Below are 16,436 nucleotides of genomic sequence, written 5' to 3' on the forward strand. Positions count from 1 at the left end.
TCGCGCCGGTCCGCCGTTTGATCGGGGTGCGCTGCAGCAAAGTGAAAAACCGCCTTCGGGCGGTTTTTTCATGGGCGAACGATCTTCATCGCCATGCCTGGACTAAAGACAAAGGCTGGCAGGACTGCGCTCACGCGCATTCTTCTGATGCTCCGTCATCGAGGTGGTAAGCCTCAAGGCGGTCCTGCGACCCCATGCGCAACGCAAGGACGACTTCGGGCTGCTCCTGAAAGGAGAGCAGAACGTCTGCTCCTGACACTTCTTGGCGCGCACGCTGGAGCACTGGCTGGAGAGAACTGGTCTCCCAGCGCTCGAGGGATAACTGCCTTGCGTAAGTTTCGGATTTCGACTCGATGATCGAACTCATTTCCTGGGTTCTGGCTCTCATGGCGGTCCTGACTTGCTCGACAACACCTGCCTCCGCGAGGAATGCAGCCGCGCATTCCGCGAGAACTCGTTGCCGAACTTGAACCAATGCTTCTTCACCAGGGAAGGCCGATACGAGTTGACAGGCCGCCATACGCGCGGCGTGACACAACTTCCATTGATCAATCAATTCCAGGAGCTTCGGCTGCAGGGATTGGAGAGCGGCCGCCATTCCGCTCGTTCCGAGCTTGCCCGGGTCTTTCATCGTCTGGATACCATCGCGGAGTTCACGGAGATCGGACTCCAGATGGTGCTGAATGCTGGTCAATGAGGCCTCAAAATCCTCCAACTTCTGTCGAATCGAAGGCGTCTGCCCTCCCGTCATGACTGTCCCCGCGACCTGCCTCAGATAGGCGATGGCGCCATTGACTTCCGCGAGTCGGGCGTCCTTGAGAAAGCTGTGAATCGCGGCGACACCCTTCTCAATCGCTTCCAAGCGTTCACCGATGTCGGCCAGATGCTTCTGCGCAACAACGGCAGATGCGATGTTGAAGAGTGCGGCGGAATTGACAAGATTCTGGAGCTTGGGATCTTCATAGAAGCGCGCCTGATCGGTAATGCGCTTTCCATCATGAACCCAGCCGCGTAGGCCGTTGCCGTCCGCCGCCGCCGCAAGAGGACCGTTTACGACCACACGCACGTACTCGGCTCCATTCTGTTCAAGTGCCGCACTCAAGCCCGGCACGGCCTGGAGAATTGGAGCCAGGCGATCTATGCCAGCAGCCTGGCCTCTCCCTACCGCTCGCGCTTTCGCCTTCCAGACTGAGCCAGGCAGAATCGACGCCGAAACTATCGGACGATCGACTGTCGTGCCGATGTGCCAACCAGGGCCCACGTCGTCCACAGCAAAGCCAGCATTTGGAGAACTCCGTATCAGGGACTGCGTAGAGTCTGCGACCTTCTCCCGCATCGATTCCTTTTGCCGGATCGATGCGATGCGGACGACGCATGGAAGCGTGATTCGGTATGCCTCGCCCGCCAGTTGCTGCGCGCCCCATCCGGCCGTCGCCGCGGCAGCAGTGAGAGGAAGGGCTCGCGAAGCGACTGCGGCCAGCAACCCCATCGACGGCTTTCGAACAGAGCTTGTCACTTGCCTGGAAACCGAATCCACCACTCGGCGTAGCGAAAGCTTCTCGAATCCATCCGCAAGCGACGCCGCACCTACAGCTGCAGCGCCACCTTGACGCACCGCTTCCAGCAACTGCTCCAAGTCGGACGCCATCTCGAAACCGAGCGACTCCACGATCCTTTGCTTGCCGCTGAGATCAGCTTCAGACCATAGGCGAGACACGATCGCTGCCAAGACTCTCAATTCGACCTGCGCTGCAGACTCATCTTTCGGGGCCACCTCCCCGGAGACATGGCTCAGCACATCTTCCACTATCTGCTTGTAGGCGACGCCGCCGCCGCGAGCCACGTTGCGCAGCGAGTTGCCACCGAACAACTGAAGCTCCCGCACGAGCAGACGCAATTCTCCGTCCAAGAATGCCTGCTCATCCTTGGCCTTGAGCAGCACTTCGCGGACAACTGCGGCGAGCGTTAACCGGCCGGCTCCATCGTCCGTGACGAAAACCACCAATGCTGCGAGATCGGAGTGGTCCGCTCGGCGCAAGAGTTCCAAGAGTGCTTCATCGGCGGGAAGGACAGGGGTAGTGCTCATCCGGCAAATGTATCAAGCAGCAACCAATGCGTCGAAATTACCCGAGGCATTTGTGCCAGGGCATGTCGACCGTTGTGCTTGTCGGAAACGTCCCGCGCAGGAAGCGAACGCTCAGGGCTTCTTGACCGGCGTCGGCGGGGTCCGCTGGAGCCCGTCCTTGTGCTGGTGGTCCGGATCGGGCACCAGGCAGGCCTCGGCCACCTGCAGGTCGTTGTCGCGCGCGAAGTTCACGCAGAAGTCCCAGGCCATGGGTTCGGCCTCGCGCAGCGCGCTGTTCACCACCACGCACTTCACGCCGTTGATGGTGGTCGGCACGCACCACGGCGAATAGCTCAGGTGGCTGCCCGGATAGGCCCCGCCGGGCCGGAAGGAGCACATCACGCCGGCCAGCCGCTCGGCCCAGTCGCTCGGGCGAAAGGTGCGGCCGTCGTGCGTGATGCCTTGGATGAAGATCTCGGTGGCGGTGGGGGAAATCATCGTTTGGGAAGAGGCGACCGCACGCCGTAGCGAGCTGTTGCGGTGCAGCAAGGATTCTATCCGCGCCCTCCCGCCTTCCACCCGCCGCAGGGCATTGCTGTGATGCGGAATCCTCAACGCCAGCGTCAAACTCGCCGCCTAGAATCCGCCTTCCCTTACTGGAGAACCGAATGAGCGCTACCGTCGAGCCCACCTCGCCCCACGTCATGAACACCTACGGCCGCCTTCCGATCGCGCTGTCGCACGGTCAGGGTTGCCGAGTCTGGGACACGAACGGCCGCGCCTACCTCGACGGCCTCGGCGGCATCGCCGTCAACACGCTGGGCCACAACCATCCCGAACTGGTGCCCGCGCTGCAGGACCAGGTCAGCAAGCTGATCCACAGCTCCAACTACTACCACGTGACCGGCCAGGAGAAGCTCGCCACCAAGCTGACCGAGATCTCGGGCCTGACCAACGCCTTCTTCTGCTGCACCGGCCTCGAAGCCAACGAAGCCGCCCTGAAGCTGGCGCGCAAGTTCGGCCACGACAAGGGCATCGAGCGCCCCGAGATCGTGGTCTACGAAGCCGCCTTCCACGGCCGCAGCATCGCCACCCTGTCGGCCACCGGCAATCCCAAGGTGCAGAAGGGCTTCGGCCCGCTGGTCGAGGGCTTCATCCGCGTGCCGCTCAACGACATCGAGGCCCTGAAGAAGGCCACCGAGGGCAACCCCAACGTGGTCGCCGTGTTCTTCGAGACCATCCAGGGCGAAGGCGGCATCCACCCGATGCGCATCGAGTACCTGAAGCAGGTGCGCGCGCTGTGCGACGAGCGCGACTGGCTGATGATGATCGACGAGGTGCAGTGCGGCATGGGCCGCACCGGCAAGTGGTTCGCCCACCAGTGGGCCGGGATCAAGCCCGACGTCATGCCGCTGGCCAAGGGCCTGGGCTCGGGCGTGCCGATCGGCGCCGTGGTGGCCGGCCCCAAGGCCGCCAACATCTTCGGCCCCGGCAACCACGGCACCACCTTCGGCGGCAACCCGCTCGCCATGCGCGCCGGCATCGAGACCATCCGCATCATGGAAGAGCAGAAGCTGCTCGAGAACGCCGCCAACGTCGGCGCCCACCTGAAGGCCGCGCTCGAGCGCGAACTCGGCGGCCTGCCCGGCGTGAAGGAAGTGCGCGGCCAGGGCCTGATGCTGGGCATCGAGCTCGACCGTCCCTGCGGCGCGATCCTCAACCGCGCCTGCGACGCCGGCCTGCTGCTGAGCGTGACCGCCGACAGCGTGATCCGCCTGGTGCCGCCGCTGATCCTGAGCATCGCCGAGGCCGACGAGATCGTCGCCATCCTCGCGCCGATCGTGAAGACCTTCCTCTCGGAGCCCGCCCCCAAATGACGAGTGCCAGCGCGACGCCAGCCATCCGCCACTACCTGCAGTTCTCGGACTTCTCGGCCGACGAGTACACCTACCTGTTCGACCGCATGGCGGTCATCAAGAAGAAGTTCAAGACCTACGAGAAGCACCAGCCGCTGACCGACCGCACGCTGGCCATGATCTTCGAGAAGGCCAGCACGCGCACCCGCGTGAGCTTCGAGGCCGGCATGTACCAGCTCGGCGGCAGCGTGGTGCACCTGACCACGGGCGACAGCCAGCTCGGCCGCGCCGAGCCGATCGAGGACAGCGCCAAGGTCATCAGCCGCATGGTCGACCTGGTGATGATCCGCACCTACGAGCAGACCAAGATCGATGCCTTCGCCGCGCATTCGCGCGTGCCGGTCATCAACGGCCTGACCAACGAGTTCCACCCCTGTCAGATCCTCGCGGACATCTTCACCTACATCGAGCACCGCGGCTCGATCCAGGGCAAGACGGTGGCCTGGGTGGGCGACGGCAACAACATGGCCAACACCTGGCTGCAGGCCGCCGAGATCCTCGGCTTCACCGTGCACGTGAGCACGCCCAGCGGCTACGAGGTCGACCAGTCGATCGCCGGCATCCGCTCGGGCGACAGCTACAAGGTCTACAAGGACCCGATGGAAGCCTGCCGCGGCGCCGACCTCGTGACCACCGACGTCTGGACCAGCATGGGCTACGAGGCCGAGAACGAGGCGCGCCGCAAGGCCTTCGCCGACTGGTGCGTGGACGAGGAGATGATGCGCGTGGCCCAGCCCGACGCGCTGTTCATGCACTGCCTGCCCGCGCACCGCGGCGAGGAAGTGCAGGCCGAGGTCATCGACGGCCCGCAGTCGGTGGTCTGGGACGAGGCCGAGAACCGCCTGCATGCGCAGAAGGCGCTGATGGAGTTCCTGCTGCTCGGCAGGCTCTGAGCGCCCTCTTCTTCCGCTTCCGCAGCACCGGCCCGCCATGAACGCCTGCCAGCAATGCGGCGCCTGCTGCGCCAGCTACCGCGTCGACTTCAGCGTGCACGAACTCGACGACAACGGCGGCCGGGTGCCCTCGGGCCTGGCCGTCGAGGTCAACGACACGCTGTGCCGCATGCGCGGCACCGACCACACGCCCGCGCGCTGCGCGGCCCTCACCGGCAAGATCGGCCAGTCGGTGGCCTGCGGCATCTACGAGTGGCGGCCCAATCCCTGCCACGAGCTGCAGGCCGGCAGCGACGCCTGCCAGCGCGCGCGGCTGCGGCACGGCCTCGGTGTGCTGCCCGACACCCTGCACTGATCAGGTCGCCGGCACCGGCAGGCCGCCCACGCGGCCCTTGAATTCCTGCAGCGAGAAATAGGTCTGCACGTGGCGCACGCCCGGCAGGCGGTGCAGCTTGCGCTGCAGCAGCTCCGAATAGGCGTCGAGGTCCTTCGCCACTACCACCAGCATGAAGTCCTCGGGCCCCGAGATGCCGTGGAACATCACGACCTCGGGAATGGCGCAGACCGCGTCCTCGAAGGCGCGCGACGAAATCTCGGTCTGGTGGTCGATGCCCACCATCACGAAGGCCATCACGCCGAAGCCCAGCGCGCGCCGGTTCAGGCCCGCGTGATAGCCGCCGATCACGCCGTCGTCCTCGAGCTTCTTCACGCGCCGCCAGCACGGCGACTGCGACAGGTGCGCCATCTGCGCGAGCTCGCCCGAGGTCAGGCGGGCGTTGTCCTGCAGCGCGCGCAGCAGCTGGAGGTCGGTGCGATCGAGGTCGGCTTGCATGATTTTTTCCAGAATCGGTCGTTTGAGAATGGATTATCCAATTTCATTCGAACCTATGGATAACTTCTCGACTTCAAGCAACTCTTGCGAATAGCATCCGGCTGCACGCAACGGCTTGTGGCAAGCCGGCATCCGGCCCACACTGGCTGCCTCGGCCCACCGGCATTGTTGCCACCCGAACCCCACCCTTCGTGACACCGATTCAGCCACCATGACCGCACCACGCCGACTCTGGGACATCTCCGCCCCCGTGCACGCGGGCAGCCCGGTGTTTCCGGGCGACACGCCCTATACGCAACAGTGGTGCGCCACCATCGGGCCCGGCTGCCCGGTCAACGTGAGCGCGATCACGATGTCGCCGCACGTGGGCTCGCACGCCGACGCGCCGCTGCACTACGACCCCGAGGGCGCGACCATCGGCGACGTCTCGCTCGACGCCTTCATCGGCCCCTGCCGCGTGATCCACGCCATCGGCCGCGGCCCGCTGGTCGAGTGGGCGCACATCGCCCACGCGGTCACGAGCCAGCTGCCGCCGCGGGTGCTGGTGCGCACCTATGCCGCCATGCCGGTCGATCGCTGGGACGGCCAGCTCGCCGCCTATGCGCCGTCCACGGTCGAGCGCCTCGCGGCCATGGGCGTGAAGCTCATCGGCATCGACACCGCGAGCATCGACCCGGCCGACAGCAAGACGCTCGACAGCCACCAGGCGATCCGCCGCCGCGGCCTGCGCGTGCTCGAGAACCTCGTGCTCGACGAGGTGCCCGAGGGCGACTACGAACTCATCGCGCTGCCGCTCAGGCTGGTGAGCGCCGATGCCTCCCCCGTTCGCGCCGTGCTGCGCGAGCTTTGATCCGCCAAGACCCATGACGACCACCCTCGAAGACTGCCGCGCGCTCGACGCGCAAGACCCGCTGCGCGCCCTGCGCGAACAGTTCACGCTGCCCGACGGCGTGATCTACCTCGACGGCAACTCGCTCGGCGTGCTGCCCAAGGCCGCGCCCGCGCGCATCGCCGAAGTGGTGGCCAGGGAATGGGGCGAAGGCCTGATCCGCTCCTGGAACACCGCGAGTTGGTTCGACCTGCCGCAGCGCCTGGGCGACAAGGTCGCGCGCCTCGTCGGCGCCGCGCCCGGCGAGGTGGTGTGCACCGACAGCACCTCGGTCAACCTCTACAAGGTGCTGTTCGCCGCGCTCTCGCAGCAGAAGGACAGCGGCCGCAAGCTGGTGGTGAGCGAGCGCAGCAACTTCCCGACCGACCTCTACATCGCCGAGTCGCTGTGCCGCGAGCGCGGCTTCACGCTCAAGCTGATCGAGGCCGACGAGCTGCCCGGCGCGCTGACCGACGAGGTCGCGGTGCTGATGCTCACGCACGTCAACTACCGCACCGGCGCCATGCACGACATGAAGGCCATCACCGCCGCCGCGCACGAGGCCGGCGCGCTCGCGGTCTGGGACCTGGCCCACAGCGCGGGCGCGGTGCCGGTGGCGCTCAACGAAGCCGAGGCCGACTACGCCATCGGCTGCGGCTACAAGTACCTCAACGGCGGCCCCGGCGCGCCGGCCTTCGCCTGGGTGCACACGCGCCATGCCGGGCGCTTCGAGCAGCCGCTGTCGGGCTGGTGGGGCCATGCGGCGCCGTTCGAGTTCACGCCGCACTACCGGCCCGCACCCGGCGTGGCGCGCTACCTCTGCGGCACGCAGCCGATCGTCTCGCTGTCGGCGCTCGAATGCGGCCTCGACACCGTGCTCGCGGCCGAGCCCTTCGACGGCGAGCGCGGCGGCATGGGCGCGCTGCGCGCCAAGTCGCTCGCACTGACCGACCTGTTCATCGCGCTGGTCGAGGAGCGCTGCGCGGGCCACGGCCTGTCGCTGGTCACGCCGCGCGAGCATGCGCGCCGCGGCTCGCAGGTGTGCCTGAGCCGCGACGAAGGCGCCTATGCGATCGTGCAGGCGCTGATCGCGCGCAACGTGATCGGCGACTTCCGCGCCGGCGACGCGCAGATGCCCGACATCCTGCGCTTCGGCTTCACGCCGCTGTACCTCGGCTTCGAGGACGTCTGGAACTCCGTCGAACAGCTGGTGCAGGTGCTCGAGACCGGCGAGTGGCGGCGCCCCGAATTCAACCGCAAGAACGCAGTCACATGAGCGCCGCGCCGGGCCGCCCCAAGCAAGCTCGCACCGCAGTGCGAAGCACGAAGGTATTTCAATGAGCACCGAGAAGCTTCCCGAAGACATCGTTCGCGAAGAGAAGGCGCAGCTGGATTTCAGCGCGTCGATGAGCTACGGCGACTACCTGCATCTCGACGAGATCCTCAACGCCCAGCATCCGCTCTCGCCCGCGCACGACGAGATGCTGTTCATCGTGCAGCACCAGACCAGCGAGCTCTGGATGAAGCTGATGCTGCACGAGCTGCGCGCCGCCACCGCCTGCATCGCGAGCGAGCAGTTGCCCGATGCCTTCAAGATGCTCGCGCGCGTAAGCCGCATCATGGAACAGCTGGTCGGTGCCTGGACCGTGCTGTCGACCATGACGCCGCCCGAATACACCGCGATGCGCCCCTACCTCGCGAGCTCGAGCGGCTTCCAGAGCGCGCAGTACCGCTGCATCGAGTTCGCGCTCGGCAACAAGAACCCCGCCATGCTCAAGCCGCATGCGCACCGCCCCGACCTGCTGGCCCAGGTCGAAGCCGCCTGGCGCTCGCCCTCGCTCTACGACGAGTCGCTGCGCCTGCTCGCGCGCCACGGCCTGGACGTGCCCGCCGACCGCCTCGAGCGCGACTGGACCCAGCCCTACGAGGCCAGCGATGGCGTCGAGGCCGCCTGGCTGCAGGTCTACCGCGAGCCGCACCGGCACTGGGACCTCTACCAGCTCGGCGAGAAGCTCACCGACATCGAGGATGCCTTCCGCCTCTGGCGCTTCCGCCACGTCACCACCGTCGAACGCGTGATCGGCTTCAAGCGCGGCACCGGCGGTACCGGCGGCGTGAGCTACCTGCGCAAGATGCTCGACGTGGTGCTGTTCCCCGAGATCTGGCGGCTGCGCACCGATCTCTGAATCGGCCCTCCTACAATCCGCGCGGCACCGACGCTTCAAGACACGACGAGGCCCTGCGATCCGTCGCCTTGCCTCGTGCTGCGGGGTACCCCCGCGGTGGATGGATGGTTGCCCATTCCGGCGCGCAAGCGGGACTGCGCTCACGCGCAGGACAGCTGGCGCTTCACCGGCTGGTTGAAGCGCCGTGGCCACCCTCTTCAACGGCTTCGCGGCCTTCATTCATGACGCGTGAACCGAGCTGAACCGAGTTACAGGGAGTGGATCGCGCGCAGCCTCGCCCGCGCGCTGCTCGCCGACGCGAGGCAGCCCGGCGGCACCGCGCCGGGCGCCCTGCGCGCGCGAGCCGCGGCCACGCTGGGCAGCGATGCGCCCTGGCTCGCGCCGCTCATCGAAGCATTGGGCAGGCGCTCATCGGCCACGTGGCGGCGCACCGACCTGCCCGCGCTGGCACAGGCGATCCACGACCTGCCCGAATTCGACGCCGCCTTCGAGCAGGACGAGCCGCCGCGCGTGCGGCGCATCATCCTGCGGCCCGCGCAGATGTTCCCGCGCCCGCTCGGGCTCGACCACCTCGCGCTGCCCGCGCTGCCGACGCATACCGAGCTCGCGCGCTGGCTGGACCTCGATCCGCAGCGCCTCGAATGGCTGGCGTCGCCCGCGCAGGCCTTTCGCGCGCCGCAGGGCACGAGCCCCGGTCCCGCCCGCCACTACCGCTACCAGCTGCAGCCCAAGCGCCTCGGTGGCCTGCGGCTGCTCGAGATCCCGCGGCCCGAGCTGAAGCGCGCGCAGCGCCGCATCCTCGACGAGCTGCTCGCGCGCGTGCCCGTGCACGAAGCGGCGCATGGCTTCGTGCCGGGCCGCTCGGTCGCGAGCCATGCCGCCGCGCATGCCGGCAAGGCGGTGGTGATCGGCTTCGACCTGCGCGACTTCTTCGCCGGCGTGCGCGCCTCGCGCGTGCATGCCACCTGGCGCACGCTGGGCTATCCCGACGGCGTGGCGCGCACGCTCACCGCGCTGTGCACGCACCGCACCGACGCCGCCGTCATCGAGCGCCTGCGCGACGATGGCGGGCTCGATGTCATGGGCGGCAAGCGGCTGGCCGAGGCGCACCTGCCGCAGGGCTCGCCCTGCTCGCCCGCGCTGGCCAACCTCTGCGCCTTCCGGCTCGACCTTCGGCTCGAGGGCCTGGCCTGGGTCTTCGGCGCCACCTACACGCGCTATGCCGACGACCTGGTGTTCTCGGGCGACGAGTCGCTGCGCCTGCGCTTCGATGCGTTGCGGGCCTGGGTCGGCGGCATCGCGGCCGACGAGGGCTTCGAGCTCCATCCGCGCAAGCTGCGCTGCATGCCGCGGCACCGCCAGCAGCGCGTGACCGGCGTGGTCGTCAACGACCGTCCCAATGCGCCGCGCGCCGACTTCGACCGCCTGCGCGCGCTGCTGCATCAATGCACGCTGCACGGCCCCGCGAGCCAGAACGCCGCCGGGCTCGCCGACTTCCGCGGCCACCTGCTGGGGCGCATCGCCTGGTTCGGCCAGTTCAGCCCGACGCGCCAGGCCCGGCTGCGACGCCTGTTCGATCGCATCGAGTGGCCGGCCGGCGCCGCGCCCGCCTGAACCGAGGGTGGCACCCATTGCCCCCGCGGCCCAGCGCGCTACATTTTGGGAACAACGGAGGCGCCATGAACGACATCCAGTTTTCGGCCGATGAACTCGACACCCTGCGCGAACACGGCGTGGCGCTGTTCGCGGATCGGGTGATCTTCGATGCGCAGCCGCCGATGCCGGCGCACCGCATCTCGGCGATCCAGGCGATGTGCGCGGGCCCGCTGCCCGAACCGCTGCTCGCGCTGTGGCGGCTCACGGCGGGCGGACGCCTCGACTACGACCTCGCGCTCGAGATGAACGGCAACATCGAGAACATCAGCTGGTCGGAGCTGTTCTGGGACGGCAGCGACGGCTACCGCGACCTGCAGGGCTGGATCGAGCACGAGCAGGAACTGGCCGAGGAAGGCGCGCAGACCCACGGCCTGCGCTGGCGCGGCAAGCTCACGCACCTGCCCTTCGGCGGTTTCGAATACTGCGACCGCATCTACACGGTGGTCGAGCCCGGCGCCGAGCACGGGCAGGTCGTGGCCTGGAAGCAGGGCCTGCCGCCGGCCTGGACCCATGCGCTGCACGAGGACGGCCTGAGCGTGGTCGCGAACGACCTGTTCGGCGCCTTCGCCGCGCTGCACCTCGACGAGGACCCGCTCGCGCCCACGGGCGACTGCTACTCGGGCCACGCGCTGCTGGCCTACATCGATGACCGCCACCAGACGCACGGGCTGGACATCGACCTGATGGACAAGCTGGTCACCTTCTACTGCCGCGCCGTGGTCGACTGGCGCACGCCGCTGGCCGACGGCAGCCTGCGCCGCCAGCCCGCGGTGGCGCGCACCGCGCTGCGCCATGCGATCGCGGTCGACGACGCGGCGCTGGTGGTCGATCTCGCGGCCGCGGGCGTTCGCTTCGAAGGGCCGCTGCAGGGCAGCGCGCTGGCCACCGACATGGCGGTGAGCCGCAGCGCCTACGCGGCCGCCGCCGCGCTGGTGCGTGCGGGCGCGCCGGTCTCGGCCGAGGTGCTGGCGAACATCGATGGGCAGATCTCGCCCGAACTCACGACCGCGCTGCTGGCCAATGGCGCGGAGCCGAACATGACGGCCGTGGTCGCCTGCGTGGCATGCGGCGCACCCGCGAGCGCGCGGCTGATCGCCGAGGCCTGCGCGCGCGCGGGCATCGACGTGCCGGCCGCCTTCATCGTCGACCGCGACGCGCTGCTGGCCGAACTCGAGGGCACGCTGATCCAGGTGCGCAGCGGCTCGATGGGGCACTACCTCGGGCCCGAAGGGCTGGCCGAGCGCATCGAACACCTGCAGTCGTTCAGGCTCTAGAGAACCTTCGCAGCGCTAGCCGCCGTACAGCCAGGGCTGGTCGAGCAGCCGCTCGCCGAGCGCGCGCATCGCGAGGTCGCGGCCCAGCCGCACCGGCCCGCTGGCATGGAAGATCTGCCCGTTGCGCAGCGCCTTCGCCTGCACCTGCGCATTGCGCTGCCAGCGCGCGGCCGCGTAGCGCGCGAAGGCCGCGGGCACGGCATCGCTGCCGCCATCGCCCAAGGCCTCCGACAGCGCCACCGCATCCTCGATCGCCATGCCCGCGCCCTGCGCGAGGTACGGCACCATCGGATGCGCGGCATCGCCCACCAGCGCCAGCCGCTCGTGCGCCATCTCGGCGGCCGAGGCCAGCGGCGGGCGATCGCTCAGGGTCCAGGCGCGCCAGCCGGGCATCGCCTCGAGCAGCGCCTGCAACGAGACGCCCGTGCGGCCCGTGGCGGCCTGCAGCGCCGCGAGGCCGCTGGCCTGGTCCCAGTCATGCGCATTGCCGGCCGGCGCCGACTCGGCGATGACCACCACGTTGAGCCATTCGCCGGCACGCACCGGATAGGCCACCGCATGCAGTTGCGGCCCGAGCCACACATCGACCCCGCCGCGGCGCAGCGCGGGCGGCAGCGCGTCCTGCCGCGCGAGCGCGCGCCACGCGGTGTGGCCGGTGATGCGCGGCGGCCGGTCGGCCGTGGCCGTGTCGAGGCGCCGTCGCACCACGCTCCAGAGGCCGTCGGCACCGACCACCGCCTCGCCCTCCCAGGCGCGCGCGTCGCTGCTCGACACGCACACGAGCTCGTCGCTGAGCTCCACGCGTTCGATCTGCGCGGCGGTCACGAGCGCGCCGGTGCCGCGCGCGCGCACGGCCTCGAGCAGCAGCCCATGCAGGTCGGCGCGGTGGATGCAGAGGTAGGGGGCGCCGTAGCGTTCACGCATGGCGGCGCCGAGCGCGAGCCGGCCGATCTCGGCGCCGCTGCCGGCGCTGCGCACTACCAGCGCTTCGGGCTTCGCGGCGACCTGGGCGAGCGAGCTTTCGAGGCCCAGCTGCGCGAGCCGCCGCGTGACGTTGGGGCCGAGCTGCACGCCGGCGCCGATGTCGCCGAAGGCGGCGGTCTGCTCGAACACGTCGACGCGATGGCCGCCGCCGGCCAGCGCCAATGCGGTGGCCAGCCCCCCGATGCCGCCGCCGGCGACGAGGATGTGCGCGGGCATCGGCCTCAGCGCGCGGAGGACGAAGAGGCGGAGGAGGAAGCCGGGGTCGCCGGGTTCTGAGGGGATTTGGGACCGCAGCTGTTGCAGCTGTCGCACGAGCCGCAGCCCGAGGTCTTGGCGAGCGAGGCCGCCAGTTGCTCGGCGCGCTCGGCATCGACGAGGCCGGCGCGCTGCGTGCCGGTGGCGACCTTGCGCGCGGCGCTGCGCCGCCAGCCCGCGGGCATCCAGCGCCAGACCGCGTAGAACGCGGCGCTCGCGACGATCAATCCGACGATCAGTTCTTGTGCCATGGAAGCTAGCCTTTCAGGGACGGTTTTAACCTGCCCCGAGAGCCACCGCAACGTGGTAGGTGATGAAGCACGCGATGTAGGCCAGCGCGAACAGGTAGCCCGCCATGATCCACACGTACTTCCACTGGCCGGTCTCGCGCTTGACCGTGGCCAGGGTCGAGATGCATTGCGGCGCGAACACGTACCAGACCAGCAGCGACAGCGCGGTCGCCAGCGACCAGCTGCCGGCGATCAGCGGCTCGAGCGCGCCGGCCACGTCGTCGCCGGTGGCCGAGAGCGCGTAGACCGTGCCCAGCGCGCCCACCGCGACTTCGCGCGCGGCCATGCCCGGCACCAGCGCGATCGAGATCTGCCAGTTGAAGCCGATGGGCGCGAAGATGTGCTCGAGGCCGCGGCCGATCATGCCGGCCAGGCTGTACTGGATCGCCGGACCGGTCGCGCCTTCGGGCGGCGACGGGAAGGTCGAGAGGAACCACAGCAGGATGGTCAGCGTGAGGATGATCGTGCCCACGCGCTGGATGAAGATCCATGCGCGCTCGTACAGGCCCAGCAGCAGGTTGCGCGGATTGGGCCAGCGGTAGGCCGGCAGTTCCATCATCAGCGACGAGCGCTGCGTGTTGTCGCGGAAGCGCTTCATGACCCAGGCCACCAGCATCGCCGAAACGATGCCGAAGACGTAGAGCGCGAACAGCACCACGCCCTGCAGGTTGAACACGCCGGCCACGGTGCGCGCCGGGATGAAGGCCGCGATCAGCAGCGCATAGACCGGCAACCGCGCCGAGCAGGTCATCAGCGGCGCGATCATGATGGTGGTGATGCGGTCGCGCCAGTTGCTGATGGTGCGCGTGGCCATCACGCCCGGGATGGCGCAGGCGAAGCTCGACAGCAGCGGGATGAACGAGCGGCCCGACAGTCCCACGGTGCCCATCACGCGGTCGAGCAGGAAGGCCGCGCGCGGCAGGTAGCCGGAATCCTCGAGCGCCAGGATGAACAGGAACAGGATCAGGATCTGCGGCAGGAAGACGATCACGCCGCCCACGCCCGCGATCACGCCGTCGACCAGCAGGCTCTGCAGCATGCCCTCGGGCATGTGGGCCTTGAGCAGCTCGCCCAGGCCCTCGGTGGCGGCCTTGATGGCGTCCATCGGCACGTTGGCCCAGCTGAACACGGCCTGGAACATCAGGAACATGGTGACCGCGAGCACCAGCATGCCCCAGACCGGATGCATCACGATGCGGTCGATGCGGTCGCTGGTGACCAGGCTGCTCGCGGGCTCCTTCACCGCCAGGCCGAGGATGCGGCGCACCTCGCGCTGGGTGGCGAGCACGTCGTCGAGGCCGGGCGCATGCCAGGGCTGGGGCGTGGCCGCGGCCACGGGGGTGTCGAGCACGGCCAGCAATTCCTTCGCGCCACCGGACTGCACGCCGACGGTCTCGATCACCGGCAGGCCGAGTTCGCGCGACAGCACGGCCGTGTCGACCGCGATGCCCTGCTTGCGCGCCATGTCGGTCATGTTGAGCGCGACCACCATCGGCAGGCCGAGCTTCTTGGCGTCGAGCACCAGGCGCAGGTTCAGGCGCAGGTTGGTGGCGTCGGTCACGCAGACCAGCAGGTCGGGCAGCGCCTCCTGGCTCTGGCCGGTGACGACGTCGCGCGTGACGGCCTCGTCGGCCGACAGCGCGTTGAGGCTGTAGGCACCGGGCAGGTCGAGCACGAACACGCGCCGGCCCGCGGGCGTGCGCAAGCTGCCTTCCTTGCGCTCGACGGTCACGCCCGCGTAGTTGGCGACCTTCTGGCGGCTGCCGGTCAGCAGGTTGAACAGCGCGGTCTTGCCGCAGTTGGGATTGCCCAGCAGCGCGATGCGGTTGGGCTGGCCGGTGGCGGCGAAACCGCCCGGGCCCTGGATCACGGCCTCAACCATGGCGCGCACCTCCGGCCACCTCGGCGCCCGGCGCCACGTGGATCAGCGCGGCCTCGTGGCGGCGCAGCGCGAAGGTGGTGTGGCCCAGCCGCACCGCGATCGGCTCGCGGCCCGGCATGCCGCTGGCGACGATGCGCACCGACTCGCCCGGCACGAAGCCGATCTCGGTCAGGCGCAGCACCAGCTCACGGTCCTCCGCGCCCTCGGGGCGGGCGACGTCGAGCACGGTGGCCCACTGGTGGTCGGGCAGCTGGTCGAGACGCAGGCCTGCGGAGGCCGGCTCGGCGGCGATGTTGTTGGTTTGCACGGTGGGAGTGCGCTCGGAACCCCGGGAGCGCCAGTTAGCAAAACCAGGATGCTATCAATTCTCAATCGCGTAAACCTGACCAAGACCCCACAAATCCGACGATCGCGCCCCGCGCCGGTGCGTTTCGACCCCGGCAGGACCGGGGATCGAGGGTCAGTTCAGGCCGAGCATGCCGCGCAGCTTCGACAGGTCCTCGGCCAGCGTGTTGACCCGGCCGGCCAGCAGCTTGCGGTCGCGCTCGCTGAGCTTCGAATAGGTCTCGAAGCCGCCGTCGGGCGTACGGTACTTCGCGAGCGTGTCGAACACCACCTTGAAGTTGGCGTCGGTCTTGTCCGAGAAGGCCTTGTTCTCCTTCACCACCAGCGGGCGCAGCAGCTCGACGATCTTGAAGGCGCCCTCGAAGTTCGACTGGAAGTCCCACAGGTCGGTGTGGCTGTAGCGGTTCTCCTCGCCCGAGATCTTGGTGGCCGCGACCTCCTCCATCAGCACGGCGGCGCCGCCCACCACCTTCTCGGGCGGGAAGGTCAGCGCGCCCAGGCGCTTCTGCAGCTCGAGCACGTCGGCCAGCAGCTTGTCGGCCACGGGATTCAGTTCCTTCGTGCTCTTCTGCACCCACAGGCCGTACTCGATGCGGTGGAAGCCGCCGAAGGCCGGGTCCTTCTCGGCCTTCTCGTGGTCGTCGGCGCGCGAGTCGATCGACTTGTCGAGGTCGTTGAACAGTTCGGCCACCGGCTCGATGCGCTCGTAGCTCGTGCGCGTCGGCGCGTACAGCTTCTTCGCCTTCTCGATGTCGCCGGCCTTCACCGCGGCGGTGAAGGCACGGGTGTCCGCGGCCAGCTTGCGCACGTTCTCGGCGACGTAGATCTTGTAGTCGGAGATCGGGCCGACCAGCTCGAGCGGCGACACGGCGGCCTGCGCGCCGGCGGCGTAGAGGCCGGCGATGCCTGCGAGGAAGGTGGCGAGGAAGCGACGGCGGAACTGCACGGTCATGGATCTCCTTGGTTCTGAGGGTGGTGAAAAAACTGGTG

At 68.6% G+C, this 16,436-nt stretch carries 16 protein-coding genes; 8 read left to right on the plus strand and 8 right to left on the minus strand.

All coding sequences use genetic code 11. The features are described from left to right. Nucleotides 1-130: 130 nt before the first annotated feature. Nucleotides 131-2,086, minus strand: a complete 1,956-nt coding sequence (locus tag AC07PU_RS10400; protein ID WP_495317196.1) for a YaaW family protein — start codon at nucleotides 2,084-2,086, stop codon at nucleotides 131-133. Between the two features lie 111 nt (nucleotides 2,087-2,197). Continuing rightward, entirely contained in the window at nucleotides 2,198-2,563 is a 366-nt protein-coding gene (locus tag AC07PU_RS10405; RefSeq protein ID WP_057590667.1) for a DUF3579 domain-containing protein, read from the minus strand. Between the two features lie 170 nt (nucleotides 2,564-2,733). Here AC07PU_RS10405 and AC07PU_RS10410 point away from each other — a divergent pair, with 170 nt between their 5' ends. From AC07PU_RS10410 to AC07PU_RS10420, 3 genes are read left to right on the plus strand one after another with little or no spacing between them, the layout of a single operon-like run. Further along, nucleotides 2,734-3,942, plus strand: coding sequence for an aspartate aminotransferase family protein (locus tag AC07PU_RS10410; protein ID WP_495317198.1), 1,209 nt, complete (start codon nucleotides 2,734-2,736; stop codon nucleotides 3,940-3,942). Then, nucleotides 3,939-4,874: an ornithine carbamoyltransferase gene (gene argF, locus AC07PU_RS10415; RefSeq protein ID WP_208510212.1), complete on the plus strand. Its 936-nt coding sequence runs from the start codon at nucleotides 3,939-3,941 to the stop codon at nucleotides 4,872-4,874. Before AC07PU_RS10410 ends, argF begins: the two co-directional genes overlap by 4 nt. Nucleotides 4,875-4,911: 37 nt before the next feature. Further along, nucleotides 4,912-5,229 carry a YkgJ family cysteine cluster protein gene (locus tag AC07PU_RS10420; RefSeq protein WP_495317201.1) on the plus strand — a complete coding sequence of 106 codons (318 nt, stop codon included), beginning with the start codon at nucleotides 4,912-4,914 and terminating at the stop codon, nucleotides 5,227-5,229. Here the strand turns inward: AC07PU_RS10420 and AC07PU_RS10425 are convergent, their stop codons facing one another. Beyond that, on the minus strand, nucleotides 5,230-5,706 hold the full coding sequence (locus tag AC07PU_RS10425) for an Lrp/AsnC family transcriptional regulator (RefSeq protein ID WP_208510211.1): 477 nt from the start codon (nucleotides 5,704-5,706) through the stop codon (nucleotides 5,230-5,232). It lies immediately after the preceding gene. A 211-nt stretch (nucleotides 5,707-5,917) separates the two neighbouring features. Here AC07PU_RS10425 and kynB point away from each other — a divergent pair, with 211 nt between their 5' ends. From kynB to AC07PU_RS10450, 5 genes are all read left to right on the plus strand, one after another. Then, entirely contained in the window at nucleotides 5,918-6,556 is a 639-nt protein-coding gene (gene kynB, locus AC07PU_RS10430; protein WP_093348842.1) for an arylformamidase, read from the plus strand. A 13-nt stretch (nucleotides 6,557-6,569) separates the two neighbouring features. Beyond that, nucleotides 6,570-7,850 carry a kynureninase gene (gene kynU, locus AC07PU_RS10435; RefSeq protein WP_495317204.1) on the plus strand — a complete coding sequence of 427 codons (1,281 nt, stop codon included), beginning with the start codon at nucleotides 6,570-6,572 and terminating at the stop codon, nucleotides 7,848-7,850. Between the two features lie 61 nt (nucleotides 7,851-7,911). Continuing rightward, on the plus strand, nucleotides 7,912-8,760 hold the full coding sequence (kynA, locus tag AC07PU_RS10440) for a tryptophan 2,3-dioxygenase (protein ID WP_296798607.1): 849 nt from the start codon (nucleotides 7,912-7,914) through the stop codon (nucleotides 8,758-8,760). A gap of 228 nt (nucleotides 8,761-8,988) precedes the next feature. Then, nucleotides 8,989-10,374 carry a reverse transcriptase family protein gene (locus tag AC07PU_RS10445; RefSeq protein ID WP_495317207.1) on the plus strand — a complete coding sequence of 462 codons (1,386 nt, stop codon included), beginning with the start codon at nucleotides 8,989-8,991 and terminating at the stop codon, nucleotides 10,372-10,374. 65 nt (nucleotides 10,375-10,439) lie between these two features. Beyond that, nucleotides 10,440-11,690 (plus strand): SMI1/KNR4 family protein, encoded by a 1,251-nt coding sequence (locus AC07PU_RS10450; RefSeq protein ID WP_093348832.1) that lies wholly within the window; start codon nucleotides 10,440-10,442, stop codon nucleotides 11,688-11,690. Nucleotides 11,691-11,705: 15 nt separating this feature from the next. Here the strand turns inward: AC07PU_RS10450 and AC07PU_RS10455 are convergent, their stop codons facing one another. From AC07PU_RS10455 to efeO, 5 genes are all read right to left on the minus strand, one after another. Continuing rightward, nucleotides 11,706-12,890, minus strand: coding sequence for an FAD-dependent monooxygenase (locus tag AC07PU_RS10455; RefSeq protein WP_495317209.1), 1,185 nt, complete (start codon nucleotides 12,888-12,890; stop codon nucleotides 11,706-11,708). 5 nt (nucleotides 12,891-12,895) lie between these two features. Continuing rightward, nucleotides 12,896-13,180 (minus strand): DUF6587 family protein, encoded by a 285-nt coding sequence (locus tag AC07PU_RS10460; RefSeq protein WP_296780230.1) that lies wholly within the window; start codon nucleotides 13,178-13,180, stop codon nucleotides 12,896-12,898. Nucleotides 13,181-13,205: 25 nt separating this feature from the next. Beyond that, nucleotides 13,206-15,101 (minus strand): ferrous iron transporter B, encoded by a 1,896-nt coding sequence (gene feoB / locus AC07PU_RS10465; RefSeq protein WP_093349278.1) that lies wholly within the window; start codon nucleotides 15,099-15,101, stop codon nucleotides 13,206-13,208. Then, nucleotides 15,094-15,408, minus strand: coding sequence for a FeoA family protein (locus AC07PU_RS10470; RefSeq protein ID WP_431511971.1), 315 nt, complete (start codon nucleotides 15,406-15,408; stop codon nucleotides 15,094-15,096). Before AC07PU_RS10470 ends, feoB begins: the two co-directional genes overlap by 8 nt. Nucleotides 15,409-15,561: 153 nt before the next feature. Then, nucleotides 15,562-16,398 (minus strand): iron uptake system protein EfeO, encoded by an 837-nt coding sequence (gene efeO, locus AC07PU_RS10475; RefSeq protein ID WP_093348822.1) that lies wholly within the window; start codon nucleotides 16,396-16,398, stop codon nucleotides 15,562-15,564. Nucleotides 16,399-16,436 lie beyond the last annotated feature (38 nt).

Source organism: Variovorax sp. GW821-FHT10D07, from assembly GCF_059415325.1.